General features: G+C 54.3%; 16 protein-coding genes. 3 read left to right on the forward strand and 13 right to left on the reverse strand.

Annotation, left to right across the window (positions count from 1 at the left end; translation table 11 throughout):
* Window positions 1-2: 2 nt before the first annotated feature.
* From tatB to udp, 7 genes are all read right to left on the reverse strand, one after another.
* Entirely contained in the window at window positions 3-533 is a 531-nt protein-coding gene (gene tatB, locus KI228_RS21600) for a Sec-independent protein translocase protein TatB (RefSeq protein ID WP_042998828.1), read from the reverse strand.
* A gap of 3 nt (window positions 534-536) precedes the next feature.
* Entirely contained in the window at window positions 537-806 is a 270-nt protein-coding gene (gene tatA, locus KI228_RS21605; RefSeq protein WP_042998827.1) for a Sec-independent protein translocase subunit TatA, read from the reverse strand.
* 78 nt (window positions 807-884) lie between these two features.
* Window positions 885-2,525, reverse strand: coding sequence for a ubiquinone biosynthesis regulatory protein kinase UbiB (ubiB, locus tag KI228_RS21610; protein WP_061069438.1), 1,641 nt, complete (start codon window positions 2,523-2,525; stop codon window positions 885-887).
* Window positions 2,522-3,127, reverse strand: coding sequence for a ubiquinone biosynthesis protein UbiJ (ubiJ, locus tag KI228_RS21615; protein ID WP_042998825.1), 606 nt, complete (start codon window positions 3,125-3,127; stop codon window positions 2,522-2,524). The genes ubiB and ubiJ overlap by 4 nt, the downstream gene beginning before the upstream one ends.
* Window positions 3,128-3,140: 13 nt before the next feature.
* Window positions 3,141-3,896 carry a bifunctional demethylmenaquinone methyltransferase/2-methoxy-6-polyprenyl-1,4-benzoquinol methylase UbiE gene (gene ubiE / locus KI228_RS21620; RefSeq protein ID WP_042326162.1) on the reverse strand — a complete coding sequence of 252 codons (756 nt, stop codon included), beginning with the start codon at window positions 3,894-3,896 and terminating at the stop codon, window positions 3,141-3,143.
* A gap of 94 nt (window positions 3,897-3,990) precedes the next feature.
* Complete coding sequence (gene rmuC, locus KI228_RS21625; RefSeq protein WP_044267347.1) at window positions 3,991-5,418, reverse strand: DNA recombination protein RmuC; 1,428 nt, start codon at window positions 5,416-5,418, stop codon at window positions 3,991-3,993.
* A gap of 153 nt (window positions 5,419-5,571) precedes the next feature.
* Entirely contained in the window at window positions 5,572-6,333 is a 762-nt protein-coding gene (gene udp, locus KI228_RS21630) for a uridine phosphorylase (RefSeq protein ID WP_042998824.1), read from the reverse strand.
* A 260-nt stretch (window positions 6,334-6,593) separates the two neighbouring features.
* Here udp and KI228_RS21635 point away from each other — a divergent pair, with 260 nt between their 5' ends.
* Complete coding sequence (locus KI228_RS21635; protein ID WP_061069437.1) at window positions 6,594-7,403, forward strand: dienelactone hydrolase family protein; 810 nt, start codon at window positions 6,594-6,596, stop codon at window positions 7,401-7,403.
* A 66-nt stretch (window positions 7,404-7,469) separates the two neighbouring features.
* Here the strand turns inward: KI228_RS21635 and metE are convergent, their stop codons facing one another.
* Window positions 7,470-9,731, reverse strand: a complete 2,262-nt coding sequence (gene metE, locus KI228_RS21640; protein ID WP_141227676.1) for a 5-methyltetrahydropteroyltriglutamate--homocysteine S-methyltransferase — start codon at window positions 9,729-9,731, stop codon at window positions 7,470-7,472.
* Window positions 9,732-9,966: 235 nt separating this feature from the next.
* On the opposite strand from metE, the gene metR reads away from it, so the two are divergent.
* Window positions 9,967-10,920 carry an HTH-type transcriptional regulator MetR gene (metR, locus tag KI228_RS21645; protein ID WP_042998821.1) on the forward strand — a complete coding sequence of 318 codons (954 nt, stop codon included), beginning with the start codon at window positions 9,967-9,969 and terminating at the stop codon, window positions 10,918-10,920.
* On the opposite strand, the gene bioP is transcribed toward metR, so the two are convergent.
* From bioP to pldB, 3 genes are all read right to left on the reverse strand, one after another.
* Entirely contained in the window at window positions 10,808-11,707 is a 900-nt protein-coding gene (bioP, locus tag KI228_RS21650) for a biotin transporter (protein WP_044327195.1), read from the reverse strand. The two genes, metR and bioP, sit on opposite strands and share 113 nt — an antisense overlap.
* A gap of 80 nt (window positions 11,708-11,787) precedes the next feature.
* Window positions 11,788-12,588: a sugar/pyridoxal phosphate phosphatase YigL gene (yigL, locus tag KI228_RS21655; RefSeq protein WP_042998819.1), complete on the reverse strand. Its 801-nt coding sequence runs from the start codon at window positions 12,586-12,588 to the stop codon at window positions 11,788-11,790.
* 8 nt (window positions 12,589-12,596) lie between these two features.
* A complete protein-coding gene (pldB, locus tag KI228_RS21660; protein ID WP_042998818.1) occupies window positions 12,597-13,619 on the reverse strand; it encodes a lysophospholipase L2 in 1,023 nt (340 codons plus the stop codon).
* Window positions 13,620-13,855: 236 nt separating this feature from the next.
* Here pldB and rhtB point away from each other — a divergent pair, with 236 nt between their 5' ends.
* Window positions 13,856-14,476: a homoserine/homoserine lactone efflux protein gene (gene rhtB, locus KI228_RS21665; RefSeq protein WP_042998817.1), complete on the forward strand. Its 621-nt coding sequence runs from the start codon at window positions 13,856-13,858 to the stop codon at window positions 14,474-14,476.
* 42 nt (window positions 14,477-14,518) lie between these two features.
* On the opposite strand, the gene rhtC is transcribed toward rhtB, so the two are convergent.
* Both rhtC and recQ read right to left on the reverse strand, forming a co-directional pair.
* Complete coding sequence (rhtC, locus tag KI228_RS21670) at window positions 14,519-15,139, reverse strand: threonine export protein RhtC (protein WP_042998816.1); 621 nt, start codon at window positions 15,137-15,139, stop codon at window positions 14,519-14,521.
* Window positions 15,140-15,205: 66 nt separating this feature from the next.
* Window positions 15,206-17,035 (reverse strand): ATP-dependent DNA helicase RecQ, encoded by a 1,830-nt coding sequence (gene recQ, locus KI228_RS21675; protein WP_042998815.1) that lies wholly within the window; start codon window positions 17,033-17,035, stop codon window positions 15,206-15,208.
* Window positions 17,036-17,109: the final 74 nt, after the last annotated feature.

Genomic DNA, 17,109 nt, shown 5'->3' on the forward strand with positions numbered 1-17,109 from the left:
GTTTACGGTTTATCACTCGACGTAGGGGAGGAGCCAGCAACAGGGGCAGCGGTTTTCGGTTCAGCGTCCTTCACGTTGACGGCAGGAGACGTCTCCCCGACAATCTCAGGAGCCTGTTCCGGTGCGCTGGCCTGGACTTCAGCAGTAGCGGGCGTGACCCCTTCATGCTGTTCTTCGTTCCCTTTCACCACCGGGTTATGGATGGTGTGCGCTTCGTCGCTCGCTTTTTCGGGCTCGTTCGCGCTATAGGAACGTTTCATTGACTCCGCCGCCTGGCGCAGTTCATCCATTGAGGCTTTCAGCTCGGGAGTCAGATTTTCCAGGCTCGCTTTCTCAACCTTTTTCAGGCTGTCCTGAAACTCCTGGAGCTTAAGCTCCTGGGTCAGTTCATTCTGAACGGTGGTCGCAAGGGATCGCAATGCGCGTACCCAGCCAGCTATCGTTTTGACGGCTACCGGCAATCGCTGCGGCCCCAGTACGACGAGGCCGATAATAAACACCAGTAACAGTTCGCTAAAGCCGATATCAAACACGAATTACACCTGCTCTTTATCGTGGCTTTTCGCGTCTTCTTTTTTCGCCGTTTCTTTAGCAGCGTCTGCCGGTTTGTCAGTAATAGACTTCGCGGTAAAGTCAGCGTCCTGACTGGCTTTATCCTGTTTAGCATCATCATCACTCATGGCTTTTTTGAAGCCTTTGATGGATGCGCCAAGATCGGAACCGATGGAGCCGAGCTTCTTGGTGCCAAACAACAGTACAACGATGACGGCAATGATCACCAACTGCCAAATACTGATACCACCCATACATGTTCCTCTGTGATAGATGATGAATTAATAAGGCCGTAGTATACGTTACCCGGCCTGCCTTGAGCGATGAAAAAATCAGCGAGTTTTGCGCCAGCCGACAATCCAGGCGACCAGACCGCCTGCCATCAACCAGCCGGGCATATAGCCCCATTCAGGACGATTAATCAACAGGAATGTCCCACTCAATAGTAACGTGGCTCCAATTCCCAATAAGTAACGGGATTGGCCCTGACGCACATGATTCTCCTGAAGCTCGCGCGCAATCTTATCAACACTGTGCTGTAAATATTTGCCCTGGCGCAAACTGTCGTACACCAGTTCAGGGAGTTCTGGCATTTTTTCGACCCAGAACGGCGCTTTTTCCTTAAATGCCCTGACCAGCGCCGGAATACCGACCTGATCTTTAATCCATGATTCCAGAAAAGGCTTCGCCGTTTTCCAGAGATCCAACTGCGGATACAGCTGACGTCCTACGCCCTCAACATACAGTAATGTCTTCTGCAACAATACCAGTTGAGGCTGCACTTCCATGTTAAATCGACGCGCCGTATTGAAAAGGTTTAACAAAACGTGACCAAACGAGATTTCTGCTAGCGGTTTCTCGAAGATAGGCTCGCATACGGTACGAATCGCAAACTCAAACTCTTCAACGTTGGTATCCGGCGGAACCCAGCCTGAATCAACATGCAGTTCCGCAACCTTGCGGTAATCACGATTAAAGAACGCGATAAAGTTCTCCGCCAGGTAACGCTTATCTTCCTTGTTTAAGGAGCCGACAATGCCGCAATCAATGCCAATATATTTCGGGTTTTCGGGGTGTTCATAACTGACAAAGATGTTTCCGGGATGCATATCCGCGTGGAAAAAGCTGTCGCGAAACACCTGAGTGAAGAAAACCTGCACGCCGCGCTCCGCCAGCAACTTCATGTTGGTGCCGTTTTTCTCCAGCGTCATCACATCGGAAACCGGGATGCCATAGATGCGTTCCATCACCATCATATTCTCACTGCAGTAGTCAGAATAAACTTCCGGGATGTAGAGCATGGGGCTGTCTTCAAAGTTCCGCCGTAGCTGAATGGCGTTGGCCGATTCGCGCAACAGGTTCAGCTCATCAATCAGTGTTTTTTCATATTCCCGCACCACTTCCGTCGGGCGCAGACGGCGACCGTCCGGTAGCAAGCGCGGCACCCAGCGGGCAAGACGATAAATCAGTCGTAGATCCGCTTTGATAACCGGCAGGATGTCAGGACGTATGACTTTGATGACGACCTCTTTGCCGTTCGATTTCAGTCTCGCCGTATGCACCTGAGCAATTGACGCCGACGCCAGCGGCTGAATCTCGAATTCATCAAACCAGGCTTCAACGGGCAGTCCGCCCATCGCTTCTTCGATTTGCGCTTTCGCCAGCTTGCCATCGAAGGGGGCGACTTTGTCCTGTAACAACGCCAGTTGATCGGCGATATGCGGAGGGAAGAGATCGCGGCGAGTTGAGAGCATTTGACCAAACTTGATCCACACCGGCCCTAACTCCTGCAGAGCCAGTCTCAGTCGCTCTCCCAATAATTTGTCTTTATGCCGGTTTGGCATCCAGAACAGGCAGTAACGCCATAACCGCAGCGGCAGCGTGATCCGCATTTTGGGGATGAGTTCATCAAGTCCGTAACTTAAAAAAGTGCGAATGATGAAATACAGGCGCCGTACTTCACCTGGCGTCATTTAGCCTCCAGTTTTTCCAGCCGCCGGGTCAGCGCATCGACAGCGCGTTCCACCGCTGCCGTTTCTTCCGCGAACCAGGCAACCTCTAACGGTCCGGGTGCCATTCGCCACTCTTCCGTAATGGCTTCGGCAACATAACGTTGCTGACGTTGGATCCCGTGACGGAGAAATTTTGCCCCGCCGCGCAGGGCTTTGCTGATCCCTTCCGCCGCGATGTCGCCGGTATAAGGCGCCAGCAGTTCAGCAGGATCGAATTCCGCCAGGTCGGCAAGGGCAACGAAATTTTGCACAACCTGAATATCACCCTGCACTTCCAGTTCGCCACTGCGAATCAGCGCAGCCAGTTGCTGGCGGTCACGTAATTTTGGCAATACGCTGGCATGAGTGATCACCGTACAATCGGCCTCGCCAGCCCACTCGCCCAGCACGTCAACCTGGCGTTCGCTGAACAGCAGAATTAATGATGTCGAAAAGCCTTTTAGCTCTACACGCAGCACTTTTCCCAGCAGACGCGCTCGCGCCGTTTTCAACGCCGGCGAACGATACAGGAATGAATTAAGCAAACTTTCCATTCCTGCAGTCACTAAGGGTTTAAAAGGCATCCCCGTTCTCCTGTCAGAACTTATAGCCGCGATGTAGCGCAACCACACCCGCTGTCAGGTTGTAATAGTCGACACTTTCGAACCCGGCGTCCTGCATCATCGCTTTCAAGGTGTCCTGATCGGGATGCATACGGATGGATTCCGCCAGATAACGATAGCTATCGGCATCATTGGCGACCATTGAACCGATACGCGGCAGGATATGGAACGAGTAGGCGTCGTACGCTTTGCTCAGTGGCTCGATAATCGGTTTAGAGAATTCCAGCACCAGCAGACGACCACCTGGCTTCAGGACACGGAACATCGAGCGCAGGGCTTTGTCTTTGTCCGTGACGTTACGCAAACCGAAGGAAATAGTGATGCAGTCAAACGTATTGTCCGGGAACGGCAGCGCTTCCGCATTGGCCTGAACATATTCTACGTTGCCAATCACGCCGATATTGCGCAGCTTTTCACGACCCATTTTGAGCATTGAGTCATTGATGTCAGCCAGAATCACCTTGCCGGTCTCCCCGACCAGACGGGAGAATTTAGCCGTCAGATCGCCGGTTCCCCCGGCTAAATCCAGTACTGTCTGACCACGGCGGACGCCGCTACAGTCGATGGTGAAGCGCTTCCACAAACGATGGATGCCAAAAGACATCAAATCATTCATAACATCATATTTTGATGCCACAGAATGAAAAACGTGGGCCACCATGTCCGCTTTATGCTCTTTAGCGACAGTCTGAAAACCAAAGTGCGTCGTTTCTTGTGAATTATCCACCATCTCAGTGCCTGCTCATCAAAAAATTGTTCGAGAAGTGTAACAGATTGGGGCGCATTGCCCTACCCTTCTGCCCGTCCGGGTTACTCCGAACGGACTAATTCGATTGCTGCTTTATCCCGTCATCGTCGGAATAAGATGCATCTTCCTGCTCTTCAGGTACCGATCGCAACCGATACTCTTCATCCTGCGTTGTGGCCTGTTCCGCCAGTTCAGGGTTAATCTCGCGCTTAATTTCTACCCCTAAGCCGCGAAACGCTTCGGCCTGTGCCAGCACGTTGCCGCGCCCCGACGACAGCTTTTTCATCGCCTGACGATAGTTATCCTGCGCTTTGTCCAGACTCTGTCCGATGGAGGACATATCGTCGACAAACAGCCGCATCTTGTCATAGAGCTTACTCGCACGGTCCGCAATCTGTTGCGCATTACGGCTTTGATGTTCGTAACGCCAAAGATTCGCAATGGTTCGCAACGCCACCAGTAATGTCGTGGGACTGACCAGCATAATATTATTTTTAAGCGCTTCAGTAATCAGTTCGGGCTGTCGGTCGAGCGCTAACAGAAACGCGGGCTCCACCGGAATAAACATCAGCACGTAATCCAGCGTGCGCAGCCCCGGAAGCTGCTGGTAGTCCTTACGTCCCAACAGGCGAATATGGTTACGCACCGAAGCAATGTGTTCCTGAAGCGCACTTTCGCGGGTGTAATCGTCTTCCGCATTAAAATAGCGCTCATAGGCCACCAGCGTCATTTTGGCGTCGATCACCACATCTTTTCCCTGCGGTAAACGTACAATTACGTCGGGCTGCATGCGGGAACGAACGTCATTCTCGATACTGACCTGCGTTTCGTACTCATAACCTTCACGCAGTCCGGATGCTTCCAGCACACGGGTGAGTACGACTTCGCCCCAGTTCCCCTGCGTTTTATTATCGCCTTTTAGTGCACGCGTCAGGTTGACCGCTTCCTGGGCCATTTGTGCATTAAGCTGTTGGAGATTGCGAATTTCATGCGCCAGGGTGTGACGTTCTCGCGCTTCCTGACCAAAGCTGTCCTGAACCTGGCGACGGAAACCGTCCAGTTGTTCACGCAGCGGCGTCAGCAGACCATTCAGGCTCTGTCGGTTTTGCTCATCAACCCGGCGATTGCTTTGCTCAAAGATTCGGTTTGCCAGGTTTTCAAACTGTTCGCTCAGACGCTGCTCGCTGTTGATCATCTGGCGAATTTTATCTTCCGCATGCTGCTGTGTGGCTTCCATTCGCGTGGTCACTTCACGCAGATCCGCTTCCAGCGAGGTGTTAATGCTGCGCAGGCTACGTAATTCGTTATTGAGCAACTCGCACTCATCACGCCAGTGTTCACTTTGGGCAAGCTGTTGTTTGGCAGCACTTAATGCCGCAACCATCTCTTCACGTTCAGCGAATTGTTCGGCTTTCTGTTGTGCATGCTGATAGCTGGCTATCAGCCAGCCAAGCGCAATGCCCACCAGCGCAATAACCGCATAAATGATGATTGAGATATCCAAAATGCCTCCCGACGCCATACATCACCCGCACAAAATAGAATTGTGCTGTATAAACGTCCAGTTTTAAAGAACTTTCCTGCGAGGCGGTACGCAAATAATCGCGTAAAAGCAAAAGGCCGAACGCGTCGGCCTTTTTTACGGAAGAGAAGAGAATTAGATGAGACGACGTGCCGCTTCCACCACGATTTTCACCGCATGGCTTTCGGTTTGTTTCATCGTCTCCGCATTCGGGATCTCTTGCTGGGTGCGGTTGACGATTACCCCCGCAACCATCCCGGCGCGCAGGCCCTGGCTTGCACACATGGTCAGCAGCGTGGCGGACTCCATTTCGTAGTTCATCACGCCCATTGACTGCCACTCTTCCATGGAGCCTTTGAAACGACGTACTACGCGACCGGAGAAAGTGTCGTAACGTTCCTGGCCTGGGTAGAAGGTGTCAGAAGATGCAGTTACGCCCACGTGAGTTGTAGCACCGATGGATTTTGCCGCTTCAACCAGCGCGGTGGTGCATTCAAAGTCAGCGACTGCCGGATACTCCATCGGCGCAAAGTGCAGGCTCGCACCATCCAGACGAACGGACGCCGTGGTGACCAGAACATCGCCGACATTGATATGCGGCTGAATGGCCCCCGTGGTGCCAATACGCAGGAAAGTACGAATGCCCAACTGAGCCAATTCTTCCACCGCTATAGAAGTTGATGGGCCGCCGATACCGGTCGAGCAGACGATGACGGCTTTACCGTCCAGCTCTGCGCGCCAGGTAGTGAATTCACGGTGAGATGCCAGTTTAACCGGCTTCTCCATCAGCGCGGCGATCTTTTCTACACGTTCCGGATCGCCAGGGACGATAGCCAGCGTAGCCCCTTGTAAATCGTTCTTGGTGAGGCCGAGATGAAAAACGTCAGACCTGGACATATAAAACTCCTCTGTGATTCGGTTTTTGTCAGAAGAAGCAAAAAGACACTTTACCGAAGGACTTAAGATATTTTCGTGACCGCTATCACCATGATGCAATTCATTTGCATGAATTTACCTACAAAAAGTGATAAACATCACATCAATAGCCCAACTTTCTCTTTCTTTGCACAAAAAGCGAGCCGTTTGAGGCAGTGTGAATGGTTAAAGGCTGTCTATAGTTAATAGTGCGCTATTTTTCTAAGGGTACGGAGAATACCATGACATCAACACCACAAACCGGTTTTGCACCTGCAGCATCCCCTATTGCCTCTACCTCAGTGCATACCCCGGACGACGCCATCGTCGCGGGTTTTACGTCAATCCCTTCTCAGGGGGACGAGATGCCGGCGTTTCACGCCCGGCCGAAAAAGAGCGATGGCCCACTGCCTGTGGTCATTGTAGTGCAGGAAATCTTTGGCGTGCATGAACATATCCGCGACATCTGCCGTCGTCTGGCGCTGGACGGCTATTTGGCTATCGCGCCAGAACTCTACTTCCGCGAAGGCGATCCCAATGATTTCGCCGATATTCCCACGCTATTGAGCGGTCTGGTGGCGAAAGTGCCGGATTCTCAGGTTCTGGCCGATCTGGATCACGTCGCCAGTTGGGCGTCCCGCAACGGTGGCGATGTTCATCGTCTGATGATCACTGGCTTTTGTTGGGGCGGACGTATTACGTGGCTGTACGCGGCGCATAACCCGCAACTGAAAGCCGCTGTAGCCTGGTATGGGAAGTTGGTTGGCGATAAGTCGTTGAATTCGCCGAAACATCCTGTCGATGTGGCGACCGATCTGAACGCCCCGGTGCTGGGTCTGTACGGCGGTCAGGATAACAGTATTTCACAGGAGAGCGTGGAGACCATGCGCCAGGCCTTACGCGCCGCTAACGCCAATACGGAGATTGTTGTCTATCCTGATGCCGGTCATGCCTTCAATGCCGACTACCGCTCGAGCTATCACGAAGAATCTGCCAAAGACGGCTGGCAAAGAATGCTGGCGTGGTTTGCACAGTACGGAAGTAAGAAATAACGCAGGTCTGAACCGCCCCCCGACAACAGGCCCGGTGGCGACTTCGCCTTACCGGGCCCAGGAAGATCACGCCTGACGCAGATTCTGCGCGGCTTTCACCATGCTCGCCAGCGCGGCGCGGGTTTCCGGCCAACCGCGGGTTTTCAGGCCACAGTCCGGGTTCACCCACAGGCGTTCAGCCGGGATACGTTGTGCCGCTTTTTGCAACAGCGCCTCAATCCACTCTACGCTCGGGACATTCGGCGAGTGAATGTCATACACGCCCGGTCCGATTTCGTTCGGATAGTCGAACTCTTCGAACGACTCCAGAAGCTCCATGTCGGAACGTGAGGTCTCAATGGTGATCACGTCAGCATCCAGCGCGGCAATAGAATCCATGATGTCGTTAAACTCGCAGTAACACATGTGGGTGTGGATCTGGGTATCATCTTTCGCCACCGCCGCGTTGATACGGAACGCTTCCACGCCCCACGCCAGATAAGCCGCCCAGTCGCTACGACGCAACGGCAGCCCTTCGCGTAGTGCGGGTTCATCAATCTGAATGATGCCAATGCCTGCCGCTTCCAGATCCGCCACCTCATCACGCAGTGCCAGCGCGATCTGTTTGGCGATGGTTTCGCGGGTGACGTCTTCACGCGGGAAGGACCAGCAGAGAATGGTCACCGGGCCGGTCAGCATGCCTTTTACCGGTTTGTCAGTCAGCGACTGAGCATACTTCGCCCATTCTACGGTGATCGCTTCCGGACGGCTGACGTCGCCGATCACCACCGGAGGTTTCACGCAGCGAGAGCCGTAACTCTGCACCCAGCCATTCTGGGTGAAAACAAAACCATCGAGGTGCTCACCGAAATATTCCACCATGTCGTTACGCTCGGCTTCACCGTGGACCAGCACGTCCAGGCCTAAGCGTTCCTGCTCAACAATCGCCTGCTTAATATGCTCCGCGATGCCAGTGCGATAGTTGTTAGCATCAAGCTGCCCTTTTTTGAAGTCCAGACGCAGGCCGCGGATTTCAGTAGTCTGCGGGAAAGAACCGATAGTGGTCGTCGGCCATGCAGGCAGGTTGAAGCGCGCACGCTGAGCCTCAGCGCGCACTTCGTACGGGTTCGCCCGCTGGCTGTCCTGCGCGGTGATGGCCGCCAGACGTTTTTCCACTGCTGCATTGTGCACACGGGTCGAGTGGCGACGCGCCTGAATCGGTGCGCTCCATTCGGCGATGGCGGCGGTATCGCCGCTGTTCAGCGCATCGCGCAGCAGCGTCAGTTCACCACACTTTTGCAGGGCGAAGGCAAACCAGCTCTTCACTTCCGCATCCAGACGCGTTTCAACGCTCAGGTCGATCGGGCTGTGCAGCAATGAGCAGGACGAGGCCACCCACAGATCGCGAAGGCCTACGATATCTTTAATCTGGGCATATTTTTCTGTCAGATCGGCACGCCAGACGTTGCGTCCATTGACCAGACCGGCAGACAGCAGCCAGTCAGTCGGCAGGCGTTTGTGCAGCGCTGTCACGTCATCTTTACCGTGGACCAGGTCAACGTGGAGTCCTTGTACCGGCAGCGCGGCAATGGTATCAAGGTTAGGCGTCACACCTTCAAAGTAGATGGTCAGCAGCAGTTTCACCTGCCCGGAAAGCGCATCGTAGGCCGGTTTGAAGGCGTTCAGCCACGTCTGGGGCAGTTCCAGCACCAGCGCGGGTTCGTCGATCTGCACCCACTCGATGCCGCGTTTTGCCAGTTCCGCCAGCACCTGCTGGTAAACCGGCAGAATGTCTTTCAGCAGGCTCAGGCGATCGAACGACTCGCCCTTTACTTTGCCCAGCCACAGGTAAGTGACCGGGCCGAGCAGCACAGGTTTCACCTTGTGACCCAGCGCCAGCGCTTCGTCTACTTCATCCAGCAGTTGTGTCCAGGTCAGTTTGAACTGCTGACCCTTAACGAACTCCGGCACCATATAGTGATAGTTGGTGTTAAACCATTTGGTCATTTCTGCCGCCGCAGCCGGTTCGCCGGTCGGCGCACGACCGCGACCAATGCGGAACAGGGTGTCGATATCGACGGAACCATCTTTGTTCTGATGACGCGCCGGGACGTTACCGAGCAGCAGGCTGGTGGTCAGAACATGGTCGTACCAGGCAAAATCGCCGACCGGCAGTAGATCGATACCGGCCTGCTTTTGCTGATCCCAGTGACGCGCCCGCAGTTCACGGCCCACCGCCAGCAGTTCTTCACGGGTCACATTACCCGCCCAGTAGCCCTCTTGCGCTTTTTTCAGCTCGCGACGCAGGCCAACACGAGGGAAACCGAGGGTGTGATTCAGTATTGTCATTTTACTTCCTCTAATTATATGTAAATCCTATGGATTTTTAATTCAGGGAAGGTGGCAAGTTTGCTCATCCCCGGGAGCTTACATCAGTAAGTAACCAGGGCGGGGAAACGCAGCCAACGCACCATAAATTTAAAATACGAAGGATTTTGGACGTCTAGATGTTTACACATCCATATTTGACAGTTACTGTATATTCCTCAAGCGCAATTTGTTCATGCCGAAGTGAAGGACTTTCATGATCGAGATTAAACACCTGAAAACGCTCCAGGCGTTGCGGAATACCGGGTCACTGGCAGCCGCCGCGGCGACGCTGCATCAGACCCAATCCGCCCTGTCTCACCAGTTCAGCGATCTGGAACAGCGCCTTGGCTTTCGGCTATTCATACGTAAAAGTCAGCCGCTGCGTTTCACCCCACAGGGTGAGATCCTGTTGCAACTGGCCAGTCAGGTTCTGCCACAAATTAACCGCGCGTTGCAGGCCTGCAACGAACCACAACAAACCCGTCTGCGTATCGCCATTGAGTGCCATAGCTGTATTCAGTGGTTGACCCCGGCGCTGGAAAACTTCCGCGCCAAATGGCCGCAGGTGGAGATGGATTTTAAATCCGGCGTGACGTTTGACCCCCAACCGGCGCTCCAGCAGGACGAGCTCGATCTGGTGATGACCTCTGACATTCTGCCGCGCAGCGGGCTGCATTATTCTCCGATGTTTGATTTTGAAGTTCGCCTGGTGCTGGCACCCGAGCATCCGCTGACCAGCAAAACGCAGATCACCCCGGAAGATTTAGCCAGCGAAACGCTGCTGATCTATCCGGTACAACGCAGTCGACTGGACGTCTGGCGTCATTTTCTTCAGCCCGCAGGGGTCAGCCCGTCACTGAAAAGCGTGGATAATACTCTGCTGTTAATTCAGATGGTGGCGGCAAACATGGGCATTGCTGCCCTGCCGCACTGGGTCGTGGAGAGTTTTGAACGCCAGGGCCTGGTGGTGACCAGAACCCTGGGAGAGGGCTTATGGAGCCGCCTGTACGCCGCCGTGCGTGACGGCGAGCAGCGCCAGCCGGTGACTGAGGCGTTTATTCGATCGGCGCGCAATCACGCCTGCGATCATCTGCCGTTTGTTCGGAGCGCGGAGCGACCCACTTTCGATGCACCCACAGTGAAGCCAATATCACCATCGCACCTGTAATAAAACTTGGCCAGTGAGGCTGTTGGTGCCAGATAGCCAGGTTGACCAGCAGCCCTGCGGGCACATGCATATTGTTCATAATACCCAGCGTCCCCGCATCAACCTGTGTCGCGCCGTAGTTCCACATAAAGTAGCCGATGCCTGAAGCGGCCACGCCCAGGAACACCAGAATTCCCCACTGGAGCGTGGTTTCCGGCATTTTCTGCGCATTGCCCAACATGAACCAGGCAACTACCGCCACCAGAAACGCGCCGATGTAAAACCATGCAAAGGCGTTATGCTGGGGCATCGGGCGCGCCTCCATCAGGCGTTTATAGCCCACCATCCCGATGGCAAAACTGATGTTGGAAAGCTGTACCAGCAGCAGACCAGTCCAGAAGTGATCGGTCACCTGGTCATAACGAATAATCCCTGCGCCAATCACCGCCAGCAGCGCGCTAAACGCATACCCCCAGCGCAGCCGCCGTTTACTCATCAGATCGTAAATCAGCGTGATATAGAGCGGCGTCAACACGGTAAACAGCAGCAGTTCAGAGACAGTCAGATAGAGATAAGCGTGGAAACTCAGCATATACATGATGCCAAGCTGCATGGCTCCCACCAGCATATAAAGCCCGATAGTTTTCAGGCTGTGCCCGCGCGTACGCAGGAAAGGCAGGAATACCAGCGCCGCCAGACCGACCCGAACCAACACGGCAAAGTAGCTATCGACGTGCCCGGCAAGGTATTCCCCGAACAGGCTGAAGGAGAAAGCCCACAGGATCGTGGTAATGATCAGTAACGCCACAATGGATATCTCGTAGAATATGGAGTATCCATTGTAGCGGAGAGTTAAGTTGACAACTGATTAATTAATCAGCATTCATCTTAGCGTAAGAAGAGATCGCGCAGATAATGCGGCACCGCATCGTCGATATTAGAGCCGATCACTTCCAGTTCCGGATGCAGATCCTTCAGGCGTTGATGCGCCCCGGCCATAATGCAGCCTTTGCCTGCCATTGACAGCATTTCAGCGTCGTTCATCCCGTCGCCAAAGGCGATGCAGTCTTTGAGGCTGTAACCCATCGCGTTGGCGACCGCCTCCAGCGCATGGCCTTTCGACACGCCGCCCGCCATCACTTCCAGACAGGTGAGCGTGGAGAAGCTCACGTTCACCCGATCGCCCCAGCGTGCATTAATAGCCTGTTCCAGCGGCAGCAGGACGTCATGAGAATGACTGGTGAAGAACACTTTGCTGACGCCTTCCGGCTCCAGTAAACCCGGTTCAAACAGCGAGTAATGGAACACCGCCTCTTTGAAAAATCGCATTTCATCCGGACGATGGCGGTTCATAAACCATTCGTCATCGCGATAGACGTTAGTGATGATATCCGGGTTCGCGTTCACCACCCCAAACAGATCGCTGGCAATATCGCGGTCCAGATTATGGGTAAACACCAGATTGCCATCCATATCATGCACACGCGCGCCGTTGGAGGTAATCATATAGCACTTAATCTCCAGATTATCGCGAATCTGCCCCACATCGACATGATGTCGACCGGTCGCAAAGACAAAGTTAACGCCGCGTGCGGTCAGCAGCTTCAATGTCTCTTTCGCGTAGGGGGATAGGGTATGGTCGGGAGAAAGCAGTGTGCCATCTAAATCAGACGCAACAATCTGATACATATAAAAATTCAACCTCTGAGCAAAGCGGTTTCCGCTGATGAGTTATGCTTGTTGAAAAAATCAACGATAGCCTGAAGCGCAACTGAGCGCATAGCGTCCTTTTCAAAAAGGATCTCATGGTAAGCGCCTTTAATGACCAGCGGATGCCCCCCTTCGACAGGATGGCCCGCTGCGGCGCGGAGTTCACAAAAACGTTCGTGCATGCGGTTATCCACCACACGCTCTTCTTCAGCCTGAATCAGCAGAGTTGGCGTGGCGTCATCGCCCGCGCCTGCCAGCACCTGTTCAGCCGCCAGGATGCCTTCCCGTACCCAGTGAAAGGTTGGGCCGCCGACGCGCAGCTGCGGCTCATCGGCATAAAAACGTAAATTACGCCGATAGCGTTGTCGACTGTGCGTTAATAAATTCATGCCAAAGGGCAATGCCCGCCAGCGTCCGGTGCCGATCGCATACCCTTCCCGGATACGCTGATGACCTTCGGCCCAGTCGAGGATATGGCGTACCATCCAGTCCGGCAAACGCATCACAATACCAAACATTGGCGCGCAGAGCGCGATCGCATCGCACTGATGCGGATGGCGCTGCAAAAACAGCGTCGCAATCGCCCCGCCCATCGAGTGTGCCAGAATATAACGTTTACGCCACGGTCCCGGCTGCACTTCTTGTCCCCAGAACGCCGATAAATCATCAACATAGTCGTTGAAATTGTCGACATGTCCGCGATTAGGATCCGATAGCATACGCCCGGAACGCCCCTGACCGCGATGGTCAATAATGAGGACATCAAAGCCCAGATGAAACAGGTCATACGCCAGCTCAGCGTACTTTACATAGCTTTCAATTCGCCCCGGACAGATGACAATGACACGATCGTTATGCGCTGCGCGAAACCGGACAAACCGCACCGGCACACGACCGACGCCGGTCAATTCCGCTTCCTCACGCTGACGCCAGAAGTCTGTCAGCGGCCCCATGGAAAAAGCCGCAAACGCGTTTTCTCTCGTTTCCCAGTCTTTTTGCTGCTGAAACATCGGGTATCCAGCCTCGTTTACCAGGTAAAAATCGTTTTTTTAATCATGTCTGACACAACACCGCAACAGTAGCGTATTGTGGCATATACCCGTCATACTTCAAGCTGCAGATGCGTTGGCTTTCCTCGCTCATCCCCGTCATGTACTCCCTGTACGCGCCTGGGATTTCGCTGCGTCGCCGCCTTTGTGCAACTCGAATTATTTAGTGTATTTAAAGTGCAATCAGGGAGTTTCTCATGACTTTTGAATGGTGGTTCGCTTACCTGCTGACATCCATAATTTTGAGCCTTTCGCCCGGTTCCGGCGCCATCAATACCATGACGACTTCCCTTAATCACGGCTATCGCGGCGCAGTGGCGTCGATTGCCGGGTTACAGGCCGGACTGGGCATTCATATCGTGCTGGTCGGCGTCGGTCTGGGCACGCTGTTTTCACGCTCCGTCATCGCCTTTGAGGTGCTGAAATGGGCGGGCGCGGCCTATCTGATTTGGTTAGGTATCCAGCAATGGCGCGCCGCCGGTGCGATTGATCTGAATGCTATGGCCCAGACCCAGTCGCGCGGTCGCCTGTTTAAACGCGCCGTATTCGTGAACCTGACAAACCCTAAAAGCATCGTCTTCCTGGCGGCCCTTTTCCCACAGTTCGTGATGCCAAAAGAACCCCAACTGATGCAGTACATCGTGCTCGGTGTAACCACTATTGCAGTCGACATCGTGGTGATGATCGGCTACGCCACGCTGGCGCAGCGTATCGCGTTGTGGATCAAAGGACCGAAACAGATGAAAGCGTTGAATAAAATCTTCGGTTCGCTGTTTATGCTGGTGGGTGCACTGCTGGCGTCGGCGCGCCACGCCTGACCGGTTGCCGGATAGCAACTGGCACGTATCCGGCACAAAGACTTAGCGCGAAATGATCAGATGGATACCGAACCCCGCGAACAACGCCCCGGCAAAACCGTCGATCCATTTCGCCATACGCTGGTAGCCACGACGCATTTTCGGCAGCGCAAACAGGCTGGCAACCACGGTAAACCACGCGAAAGTCTCAACGATAATCAGCACGAAAATCCCCCAACGCGCAGCAGTACCGACGCTGTCGCCGACAAACAGAGAAAAGACCGAACCGAAGTAGATGATGGCTTTCGGGTTAGCCAGGTTCGTCAGTAACCCTTTCAGGAAACTGCGACCGCTTTGCGCCAGCTCAACCTGCGGCGTGGGTGCCGCGACATCCTGCTTTTTCAACGCGCCACGCAGCATCTGGTAGCCCATCCAGCACAGATACAGGCCGCCGCCGACCATGATAATAGTGTGTAACCAGGCCATTTTTTCAATGATCAGATGCAGGCCGAGCAGCGCGATGCCCGCCCAGACCATGACGCCACAGGTAATGCCCAGCACGCCCATCATCGCCTCTTTACGCGAGCGGCTGACCGCCGTCTGCGAGACAAAAAAGAAATCCGGCCCTGGGCTCATCAGTGCCACAATGTGCACCATCGCCACGGTGAGAAATAACATTAACATGATGAAAATACTCGCGGGGGAAACAGTTCAGTGAGTCACCATCCTGGCACTTTTTTGCCCGGCTGACTACTCTTCGTCGTCACCATCAACGTGCGCGCGGATCAACGCCATAAACGCTTTACCGAAGCGTTCCAGTTTGCGCATTCCCACCCCGTTGACGCTGAGCATTTCGCTCGCGGAAACCGGCATCTGTTCCGCCATCTCAATCAGCGTGGCGTCGTTGAAGACGACGTACGGCGGGATATTCTCTTCATCAGCAATAGCTTTACGCAGCTTGCGCAGTTTGGCGAACAGTTTGCGATCGTAATTGCCGCCGAAAGATTTCTGCATGACGCGCGGTTTCAGGGCGACAATACGCGGCACTGCGAGTTGCAGGGTGACCTCGCCGCGCAGCAGCGGACGTGAAGCATCGGTGAGCTGTAGCGCGGAATGCTGGGCGATATTTTGCGTAACGAAGCCCAGGTGAATCAACTGGCGGATCACGCTCACCCAGTGCTCGTGACTCTGTTCGCGCCCCATACCGTACACCTTGAGCTTGTCGTGGCCGAGTTCGCGAATACGCTGGCTGTTAGCCCCGCGTATCACTTCCACCACGTAACCCATCCCAAAACGCTGGTTTACCCGACCAATGGTCGAGAGCGCAATCTGTGCGTCCTTCACGCCATCATACTGTTTTGGCGGATCAAGACAGATATCGCAGTTGCCGCACGGTTCCTGACGCCCTTCACCGAAGTAGTTAAGCAGCACCAGACGACGACAGGTTTGCGCCTCGGCAAACGCGCCCATCGCGTTCAACTTGTGCCGTTCGATATCCTGTAGCTGTCCCTGCGGTTTTTCTTCCAGACAGCGGCGCAGCCACGCCATATCCGCCGGATCGTAAAACAGCATCGCCTCCGCGGGCAGGCCGTCTCGCCCGGCACGACCGGTCTCCTGGTAGTAGGACTCAATGTTGCGGGGAATATCGAAATGCACCACAAAACGCACGTTAGGTTTGTTGATGCCCATGCCAAAAGCGACGGTCGCCACCACGATTTGCAGGTCGTCGCGCTGGAATTTCTCCTGCACGTCGGCGCGGATGTGATTTTCCAGCCCTGCATGGTATGCCGCGGCGCTAATGCCCCGGCTTTGCAGACGCGCGGCGGTGTCCTCCACTTTCGCACGACTGTTACAGTAAATAATCCCGGATTTACCACGCTGTTCCTGCACGTAACGCATCAGTTGATCGAGCGGTTTAAACTTCTCCATCAGCATGTAGCGAATGTTCGGACGGTCAAAACTGCTGATCTGGATTAAGGGATCGTTCAGTCCCAGCAGACGAACAATATCCAGCCGTGTGGTTTCATCAGCGGTCGCGGTCAGCGCGACAAATGGCAGTGTAGGAAAACGCTGTCTGAGCTGGCCGAGTGCGGCATATTCCGGGCGGAAATCATGTCCCCACTGCGAGATACAGTGCGCTTCGTCCACGGCCAGTAACACCGGATTCCAGTGCGCCAGGTGCTCAAGGAAGTTATCCAGCATCAGGCGTTCAGGAGCGATATACAGCAGACGGATTTGTCCGGTACGACACCCCGTCATCACTTCAAGCTGCTGCTCACGGGTTTGCGTCGAATTCAGACAAGCGGCCGCCACGCCGTTCGCCAGCAGTTGGTCGACCTGATCTTTCATCAGGGAAATCAGCGGCGAAACCACCACGGTCAGGCCGTTGAGCAGTAAGGCAGGGATTTGATAGCAGAGGGATTTTCCGCCCCCGGTCGGCATCACGACCAGGCAGTCGCGCCCCGAAACGACGGTGTCGATGATCGCTTCCTGACCCGGGCGAAACTGCTGGTAGCCAAAGGTTTCTTGCAAAACCTGCTTAGCTCCAGATTCCAGATTCAACACTTCCGCCTGCGCCACATTAACCCCGTTCGCTTAAATCAAAACAGGCGCTATTTTCAGCGCCTGAGGGAGAAACTGCAATGTTTAAAACA

The organism is Citrobacter amalonaticus, assembly GCF_018323885.1.
Lineage (GTDB): Bacteria > Pseudomonadota > Gammaproteobacteria > Enterobacterales > Enterobacteriaceae > Citrobacter_A > Citrobacter_A amalonaticus.

What these genes read in the sequence shown, in the direction of transcription:
- metR (WP_042998821.1), top strand. Translation starts at nt 9,967, where the DNA reads ATGATCGAGATTAAACACCTGAAAACGCTCCAGGCGTTGCGGAATACC.
- rhtC (WP_042998816.1), bottom strand. Translation starts at nt 15,139, where the DNA reads ATGTTAATGTTATTTCTCACCGTGGCGATGGTGCACATTGTGGCACTG.
- yigL (WP_042998819.1), bottom strand. Translation starts at nt 12,588, where the DNA reads ATGTATCAGATTGTTGCGTCTGATTTAGATGGCACACTGCTTTCTCCC.
- tatA (WP_042998827.1), bottom strand. Translation starts at nt 806, where the DNA reads ATGGGTGGTATCAGTATTTGGCAGTTGGTGATCATTGCCGTCATCGTT.
- rhtB (WP_042998817.1), top strand. Translation starts at nt 13,856, where the DNA reads ATGACTTTTGAATGGTGGTTCGCTTACCTGCTGACATCCATAATTTTG.
- KI228_RS21635 (WP_061069437.1), top strand. Translation starts at nt 6,594, where the DNA reads ATGACATCAACACCACAAACCGGTTTTGCACCTGCAGCATCCCCTATT.
- metE (WP_141227676.1), bottom strand. Translation starts at nt 9,731, where the DNA reads ATGACAATACTGAATCACACCCTCGGTTTCCCTCGTGTTGGCCTGCGT.
- pldB (WP_042998818.1), bottom strand. Translation starts at nt 13,619, where the DNA reads ATGTTTCAGCAGCAAAAAGACTGGGAAACGAGAGAAAACGCGTTTGCG.
- ubiJ (WP_042998825.1), bottom strand. Translation starts at nt 3,127, where the DNA reads ATGCCTTTTAAACCCTTAGTGACTGCAGGAATGGAAAGTTTGCTTAAT.
- ubiB (WP_061069438.1), bottom strand. Translation starts at nt 2,525, where the DNA reads ATGACGCCAGGTGAAGTACGGCGCCTGTATTTCATCATTCGCACTTTT.
- udp (WP_042998824.1), bottom strand. Translation starts at nt 6,333, where the DNA reads ATGTCCAGGTCTGACGTTTTTCATCTCGGCCTCACCAAGAACGATTTA.
- ubiE (WP_042326162.1), bottom strand. Translation starts at nt 3,896, where the DNA reads ATGGTGGATAATTCACAAGAAACGACGCACTTTGGTTTTCAGACTGTC.